Origin of the sequence: Bradyrhizobium sacchari (genome assembly GCF_002068095.1) — a bacterium.
GTDB lineage: Bacteria > Pseudomonadota > Alphaproteobacteria > Rhizobiales > Xanthobacteraceae > Bradyrhizobium > Bradyrhizobium sacchari.
In genome coordinates, this window is record NZ_LWIG01000002.1 from 137,302 (window position 1) to 144,466 (window position 7,165).

The 7,165-nt window shown below is 65.5% G+C and carries 6 protein-coding genes and 1 pseudogene; 1 reads left to right on the forward strand and 6 read right to left on the reverse strand.

Translation table 11 applies throughout. From position 1 onward, the window contains the following. On the reverse strand, positions 1-507 hold a 507-nt coding region (locus A5906_RS43830), incomplete at its 3' end, for an efflux RND transporter permease subunit (RefSeq protein ID WP_245326594.1). Positions 508-519: 12 nt separating this feature from the next. Then, the gene (locus tag A5906_RS05075; protein ID WP_080134185.1) at positions 520-1,713 is read right to left on the reverse strand and encodes an efflux RND transporter periplasmic adaptor subunit; all 1,194 of its coding nucleotides are present in this window, start codon (positions 1,711-1,713) and stop codon (positions 520-522) included. A gap of 232 nt (positions 1,714-1,945) precedes the next feature. Here A5906_RS05075 and A5906_RS05080 point away from each other — a divergent pair, with 232 nt between their 5' ends. Continuing rightward, on the forward strand, positions 1,946-2,737 hold the full coding sequence (locus A5906_RS05080; RefSeq protein ID WP_080134186.1) for an ABC transporter substrate-binding protein: 792 nt from the start codon (positions 1,946-1,948) through the stop codon (positions 2,735-2,737). A gap of 36 nt (positions 2,738-2,773) precedes the next feature. Here A5906_RS05080 and A5906_RS05085 read toward each other — a convergent pair whose 3' ends face one another. From A5906_RS05085 to A5906_RS43835, 4 genes and pseudogenes are all read right to left on the reverse strand, one after another. Further along, positions 2,774-3,949: a YncE family protein gene (locus A5906_RS05085; protein ID WP_080134187.1), complete on the reverse strand. Its 1,176-nt coding sequence runs from the start codon at positions 3,947-3,949 to the stop codon at positions 2,774-2,776. A gap of 183 nt (positions 3,950-4,132) precedes the next feature. Next, positions 4,133-5,119 carry an NAD-dependent epimerase/dehydratase family protein gene (locus A5906_RS05090; RefSeq protein WP_080134188.1) on the reverse strand — a complete coding sequence of 329 codons (987 nt, stop codon included), beginning with the start codon at positions 5,117-5,119 and terminating at the stop codon, positions 4,133-4,135. A 77-nt stretch (positions 5,120-5,196) separates the two neighbouring features. Continuing rightward, on the reverse strand, positions 5,197-6,270 hold the full coding sequence (locus A5906_RS05095) for a hypothetical protein (protein ID WP_080134218.1): 1,074 nt from the start codon (positions 6,268-6,270) through the stop codon (positions 5,197-5,199). Positions 6,271-6,479: 209 nt separating this feature from the next. Then, a pseudogene (locus A5906_RS43835) lies at positions 6,480-7,165 on the reverse strand (NAD(P)/FAD-dependent oxidoreductase); the annotation flags it as partial.

Genomic DNA, 7,165 nt, shown 5'->3' on the forward strand with positions numbered 1-7,165 from the left:
GCGGGAGAGCTCGTCGCGGATGTTGATAGTGGCGTAGTTGCTCAAGTAGAGGCTGTCATATTTGGCCTCGGGCGAGGTCAGCGTCACGAACAGGAGGATCGATGTCGATTTCTTCTGGACGGTGACGCCCTGGTTCTGCACCGCCTGCGGCAGCTGCGCGAGCGCGCTGGAGACGCGGTTCTGCACCAGCACCTGTGCGAAGTTCAGGTCAGTGCCGATCTTGAAGGTGACGGTCAGCGTGTAGGTGCCGTCGGAGCCGCTGTAGGACTGCATGTAGAGCATGTCCTCGACGCCGTTGACCTGCTGCTCGATCGGCAAGGCCACCGTGTCGATCACGGTCTTGGCGCTGGCGCCGGGATAGCGCGTGGTGACCTGCACCGTCGGCGGCACCACGTCAGGATATTGCGCGATCGCGAGGTTGAACAGCGCGACGCCGCCGATCAGGATCATCAACAACGCGATGACGTTCGAGAGGACCGGCCGCTCGATGAAGAACTTTGAGATCATGGCCGGCGGCTCCTACTTGGTGGACGCCTGGGACTGGTCGATCTTCGTCACCTGCGGGTCGATCTTCTGGCCCGGGATCACGCGCAGCAGCCCTGCGGTCACGACGCGGTCGTCCGGCTTCAGCCCGCTTTCGATCACGCGCAGGCCGTTGTCGGTGGGGCCGATCTGCACCTTGCGCTGCTCGACCACGTTGTCGCCGTTGACCACCAGCAGATAGCGGCCGCCCTGATCGCTGCCGAGCGCGGTGTCGGGGACGAGCAGAGCCTCCTTCTCCTGCGTGAAGGGCACGCGGACGCGGACGAAATAACCGGGCAGCAGCACCCGTTTGTCGTTGGGGATGACGCCGCGCACGGCGAGCGTGCCGGTCGATGTATTGAGGGTCGGCGAGACGTAGTCGAGATGGCCTTCATGCGGATAGCCGGTCTCGGTCTGGAGGCCCACCTGGACCGGCAACTGTCTGAGCTCGGCCACGGTCAGCCCGCGGCGGGCCGCTTCGGCGCGGATGCGCAGCACGTCCTGCTCGTTGACGGTGAAGTTCACCCAGATCGGGTCCAGCGCGACGATGGTCGCGAGCTGGGTCGGGGAGGAGACGCCGACGAGCTCGCCGACCGAGACCAGGTGCGCGCTGACGATGCCGTCGAATGGCGCAGTGACCTTGGTGTAGCCGTAATTGACCTCGGCGAGCCTGGTGTTGACCTGGGCCTGCTGGAGATTGGCCTGCGCGTTTTCGCGGGTCGAGGTCGAGGTGTCCAGGGTCGACTGCGAGACCGCCTGGCGCTGCACCAGCTCGGTCTGCCGCTTGAAGTCGGCCTCCGCCTGCTTCAGCGTGGCCTGCGCGCCGGCCTCGGCCGCCTGGGCCTGCTCGAGCTTCAGCTTGTAGGTCTCGGGTTCGATCGTGAACAGCTGGGTGCCCTGCTTGACGAATGTGCCGTCCTGGTAGTCGATCGATTGCAGGAAGCCTTGTACGCGCGCCACGAGGTCGACATTCTTGATCGGCGCGGTGTTGCCGGTGGCCTCGACATAGCGTGTCACCGGCCGCTGCACGGGCGTTGCCACGTCCACCTTGGGCGGGGGCGGGGCCACGTAGGCGTTCTTGTCCTCGCAGCCGGCGAGCGCGATCACGGCGCTCGCGGCGGCTAGCGCCCGTCCGACATGTCTCCACGCGCCAAAGCGATGGGCGAGAGATGCGGGATTCGCGCAGGTCATTCGGTGGCCCCCGATTATTGTCTGTCGGTGCGGCAGGCTATCAACAAACATCCGGCCGTGGAACACCATAGGCATGGCAGTCTCTGGGCAGTCGCCGGCCTTGCACTGCAAACCGCGCCGTGGCCTTTGACAGATTTGTCATGACAAGGCGCTTTTCAGCGCGCGCACGATCGACCAGAATTGTGTCAACGAGGCAGACTAGCTGAGAGAAGAAAAGCGAGGAGAGCATGACATGCCAACGTTGCTCCAATCGGCCCTTGGCGGCCTCGTTCTCGCAGCGGCCCTCGCCATGCCCGCGCTAGCCGATGGCCTGAAGGACGAGATCGCGCCGACCGGCAGGCTGCGGGTCGCGATCGCGATCAGTCCGGCGGGGGGCGCGTTCTGGTCGACCAGGACGGAAGCGGGCTTCGCCGGCGTGCCGGTCGACCTCGGCAAGGAGATGGCGGCGCAGCTCGGTGTGCCGGTCGAATATGTCGTGCACCAGAATTCCGGCCAGATCACCGACGCGGCCGGCAAGGGCAGCTGGGACGTCACATGGCTGCCCAAGGATCCCGAGCGCGAGACCAAAATGCTGTTCGGCCCGATCTACGAGGTCGCCGACGCCACCTATATCGTCAGGCCGGGTTCGAGCATCACCAATTTCGCCACGCTGGACCAACCCGGTATCAAGGTCGCAGCCGTCAACGCCACCACCACCATGCGCGGCGCCATCGCCCATCTGAAGAACGCGAAGGTGACCGGCTATCAGACCTATGATGAAATCTTCGGCCTGCTGAAGAACGGCGAGATCGACGCCTTCGCGCTGTCGCGCGACCAGCTCAACAAGATGGCGCAGAAGATTCCGGGCACGAAGGTGCTCGACGAGACCTTCAAGAAGACGGTGACCGCCGTCGCTGTCCCGCTCGGCCACAACCAGGCGTTGGCCTTCGTCACCAAATTCATGAACGAAGCGGTGACGAACGGCACCTTGCGCAAGGCCTATGACAACAACGGCCTGAAGGACACGCCGATCCGCACCGAATAGGCGGNCGGCGCAGGAGGGCTGCGCCGCCCGCAGACCTTACGGCTCCGCGGTTCGGATCCCCGCGGGGCTCGCCTGCAGCTTGAGCGTGGACGTCCTGGTCAGCGCCTTGCCGTCGAAGGAGAAGGCGATCAGCTCATTCTCGACCATGCACTGGGCCACGAGATATCTGGAGTCCTTCGACCACACCACGCCCTGGCACCAATGGCCGATCCTGGCCTCCGCCACCGGCGCAAGGTCGGTCCCTGAAATCTTGTAAACCTTGAGCAGGCCGAAATCGTTGAAGAACGGCGAGGCGGACGGCTTGTTCGAGCCGTTCATGACGGTGACGGCGACATGGCTGCCGTCCGGCGACATCTTCACCGCTTCAGGTGTCTGCCCGACGCTGACCGTCGTGACGACGCGGATCGGCTTGGCGGTCATGTCGATCAGGCTGATCGTGTCGTTGTCGCCGCTGCCTGCGCCGACATTGCCGACGACGGCGGCGGCGCTGCCGGTGAGGTCGATGTCGTAGGGACGGACGCCCGCGGAGAGGTCGCGCTTGGCGTACTCGACCTTGGTTCCGTCAACCGAGAGAAGCGAGATCTTGCTGTCGCCGTCACGGGTGACCAGCGCGGTCGCCCCGTCATGCGAAAACACGGCGTGGCTCGGGCCCGACTTGGCGTCGCCAAGCTGGATCTTGCCGGCCGGCGTCAGCGCGTTGGCGCTGATCGCAAAGACCGAGACCGTGCCTTCGCTGCGATTGGCGACCAGGGCCAGCGTGCCCGCGCGGTTGATCGAGACGCCGGCCGCGCCCGCACCGGCCTGGTGGGTTGCGAGCACCTTTGGCGGCGAGGACTTGAGGTCGATGACCGAAAGCTTGTCGTCGGGCACCGTCTTGCTCGCATCCGCCGGATCGAGCTTCATCGCGCCCGTCACCAGCGCAAAGGCGCCGTCCGGCGCAATCGCGACGCTCGGCGGCGGGCCGACGACGCTGGCGGGTGCCGCCACCTCGCCCAGCAGTTTCAAGGCGCCGTCGGTGAAGTCGATGACGCTGACCGTATCCGGCAGCGGCTGCTTGCGCACGACGGCGCTGCCGTTCTCCAGCACCATCTTGCCGTCATTGGCGCTGACGACGATCTCGGCATGGGCGGTGAAATTGGCAAGGCCAACCAGGGACGTTGCGACCAGGGCCGACGCGGCATGGCGCACGCATATGCGAAAAGCGGCTGTCATGTTTCCCCCACGAGATTTGTTCTTGTCCGGCAAAGCTAAATGCAACCGGGCGCGGGATGCAACAACTTGACCGCGGTCATTTTGCCTGGGCGCGGGGAATAAAAGGACATGGAGGGCCCCGGCGGGCATGGGAACACGCGCCTGTTTGGCGAGGACGACGCCGGCCGACAGCCGCAGGCCGGATTACTGGCTCGCCTTGCCCGCGTGCCACGCGGCAAGCACGGCCTGCTCCTCATCCTCCGTCAGTCCGACGACAGGTCCGTTGCTGGCGCGCAGCCAGGCGCGCGTATCGCGCGCGGTGACCGCAGGTGGTCGCGCGGTCAGCCCGGCCTTCCGCGCAGGCGAAGTGTCGCGCGTCATGAAGCCGGCGAAGTCGGGCAGGGGCAGCCACATCGGCAGCGACCGCGGGCCGGCCCAGCGCCGCACGTCGTGCGCTTCAAGGAAGGTGCGATCGACCCAGGTGAATTTGCAGGACGGGTTCAGCGCGGATGCGCACTCGGCCAGAACTTCGCCGCGCGTGAGGACCGGTCCGATGCCGTCATAGATACCTTTAAGGCCAATCTCTGCCGCATGCACGATCCATTGCGCGAGATCGCGCACGTCGATGAACTGGACGGCGTCATCAGGCGATCCCGGTGCCAGCACCTCGCCGCCGCGCGCCAGCCGCGCCGGCCAGTACGAAAATCGTCCCGTCGGATCTTCCGGCCCGACGATCAGGCCGGCCCGGCAGATGAAGGCATCATTGCCGACCGCCTGTTCGCAGGCGACCTTGGCAGCGCCATAGATGGCGTCGGTGCTTTGCTCGATATCCGCCGTTGCGGGCTCGCGCAGGGATGCCGTGTCGGCGCGCTGACCGGGCGTGCGATTGTCCGCATAGACGCTGACGGTCGAGACGAAAGTCCAGTGCACGCCCGGTCGCTTCAGCGCCGCCACCGCACGGCGGACCTGACCGGGATGACGCGAAACATCGACCACGGCATCGAACGTCCCGCCCGCAAGCGGCGCAAGCCCGTCAACGCTGTCGCGGTCGATCATCACGAAGCGGGCGCCCGGCGCGATCGGTCCCGCGAGGCCGCGAGCCGCGCAAGTCACGTCGTGCCCGGCCGCGCAGGCATGGGTGGCGATCGCGCGCCCGAGAAACTGGCTGCCGCCGAGGATCAGCAGGCGCATGATCGTGACGCTTCCTTCCCGATGACGAGTGGGAGAGGGAGCCTACGACGTCCGATGGTAGTTGCAAACCGCTTCCTTTAGCGCCCCTTGATCTCGGCATATTTCGCCATGGCGCGCTCGAACTTCCGATTGAACAGCCACATCGCCGCGAGGATCTCGCGGAAGCTGGTCGAAGTGCGCGCCCGGTCGGCCTGCCCAAACGCGAAAATGCTGTTGTTGCGCAGGTGCTTCATGATGGCCGGGCTGGACACCCGGTAGTTCAGGAGATCGCCCGATTTGAGCGCGGACCTCGTCGGCGTCGGCACGATCTGGATCAGCTCGAACAGCTTCATCTGATCGATCGGGTCGGGGAGCGTCTTCACGATGGCCGGGATCTCCCGGAAGATATCCGCATGCGCGTTCATCAGGCCGTCGCGCACATTGGTCCAGTGGTTGAAGCGGTGATCGGTGCCGCGGGCGCGCGCTTCTTCCTTGTCGTCACGCGCGCTCAACTCCGGATCGATCGCTGCGATCTCGCCCTTGATGGCTTCCCATTTCCTGCGGCCGTTGCGGTCCTCGGAGGGGCCGGTCTGGAAGCTGCCCATATAGGTGTTCGAGCGCCCATTACGGACATTCTGCTTGCCGTTGGTCTCGGCGAAGAACAGCCCGAGGCTGATGCGTCCCGCAGCTTCGGCATGAACAGGTGCAAGCCCCTTGGCGCGTGCGATCGCGGCCGCGAGATCGACGACGTCCTTGAATGGTGTCGCCGAGTTCTGCGCATTGGCCGGCGGCGCCTCCATGATGTCGAACAGTCTTCCGTATTCGTCGATCAGCGGCTCGATGTCGGCATCGAAATAGGCCGGAGGGATCTCGAACTTGTTGGGCTTGCCGATCCGCGACGGCATGGCGTCGGTGAGATCCTTGTAAGAGCTGATCACGGCGACGCGCGCGAGGTACAGCGCCTGACCCGGCAGGTTCGGCAGTGGCTCCTTTGCCTCGATCTGGCGCCGGCGCTCGGCGAGGATCGACTTGAAGTCGCCGAGCGCGTGCTCATAGGCGGCGAGCGCCTCCGATTGTCGTGCGGTGGGCGTGCCCTGCTGTGCGACAGCGGGCGCCGTGACGAAGAAGGCAACAGCCGCAAAAGTCGCGGCGGCAAGTCGTCTCGATCCCATGGCGGTTCCCGTCGATTCGATGGCCAGGGAGATCGTAAACATCAGATGCGAGCCGCCGCAATTCTCCTCTCATGCCGCCCGGTAGTCCGGCGCCGTCGCCAGGAATTTCGCATAGGCATCGGCGTCCGGCGGCTGGAAGCGGCCTTTGAGCCCGCCGCGCTTCTGCTCCTTCGCACCGATATCGGCCATCAGCTCGTCGAAATGGCGGNATAGGGCGCGACGCAGAGGCCGCCATAGACGCCCGCCGCCGGCCGCTCGACGCGCTTGAAGTGCAGCATCATCTCGATGTTGTCGCGCATCGCCTGCGCCGTTGGCTGCTTCGCGAGCTGGCCGTCGGCATAGCGCACCAGCCAGTTGGCCGCGAGGTCGGCGCAGAGCACGGTGCAGAACGAGGAGTTGAAGCCGACAAAGCCGAGCTCCGGCAGGTCAGGATTGGCGATCAGGCGATAGAGACGGTATTGCCCGTCGGCATCGACCAGCTTCTGCCGATAGGCCTCGGGCAGGAACGGCACGCCGAGCTTGTAGCCGATCGCGAGCACCGCGACATCGGCACTGACGCGCTCGCCGCCGCTCATCACGATGCCGTCGCCCTCATAATGATCGAACGAGCCGAACACCGCCTTGATGCGGCCGTCGGCGACCATCGGATAGAAGCCTGGCGTTGCGATCGGCACCGAGCAGTTGACGCCGTCTTCGATCCGCTCCGCCGGCACCATCTTGCACTGCTTGAGCTTGAGTTGCGCCTTGAGCAGGCTCTCCAGCCCGCGCCAATTGGCCCAGACCAGCGGTGCGGCGATGCGATGCGCGAAGCGCGCCATCGTGCTCGCGCCCCAGCCCGGAAACATCTCCTCCTGCGCGCGGATGTAGAGGATGCGTTTGAAGTTCACGAGCCCGC

Bases quoted from the DNA above. Each gene is read 5' to 3' on its own strand.
- A5906_RS05095 (WP_080134218.1), bottom strand. From the start codon at position 6,270: ATGGGATCGAGACGACTTGCCGCCGCGACTTTTGCGGCTGTTGCCTTC.
- A5906_RS05075 (WP_080134185.1), bottom strand. From the start codon at position 1,713: ATGACCTGCGCGAATCCCGCATCTCTCGCCCATCGCTTTGGCGCGTGG.
- A5906_RS05080 (WP_080134186.1), top strand. From the start codon at position 1,946: ATGCCAACGTTGCTCCAATCGGCCCTTGGCGGCCTCGTTCTCGCAGCG.
- A5906_RS05085 (WP_080134187.1), bottom strand. From the start codon at position 3,949: ATGACAGCCGCTTTTCGCATATGCGTGCGCCATGCCGCGTCGGCCCTG.
- A5906_RS05090 (WP_080134188.1), bottom strand. From the start codon at position 5,119: ATGCGCCTGCTGATCCTCGGCGGCAGCCAGTTTCTCGGGCGCGCGATC.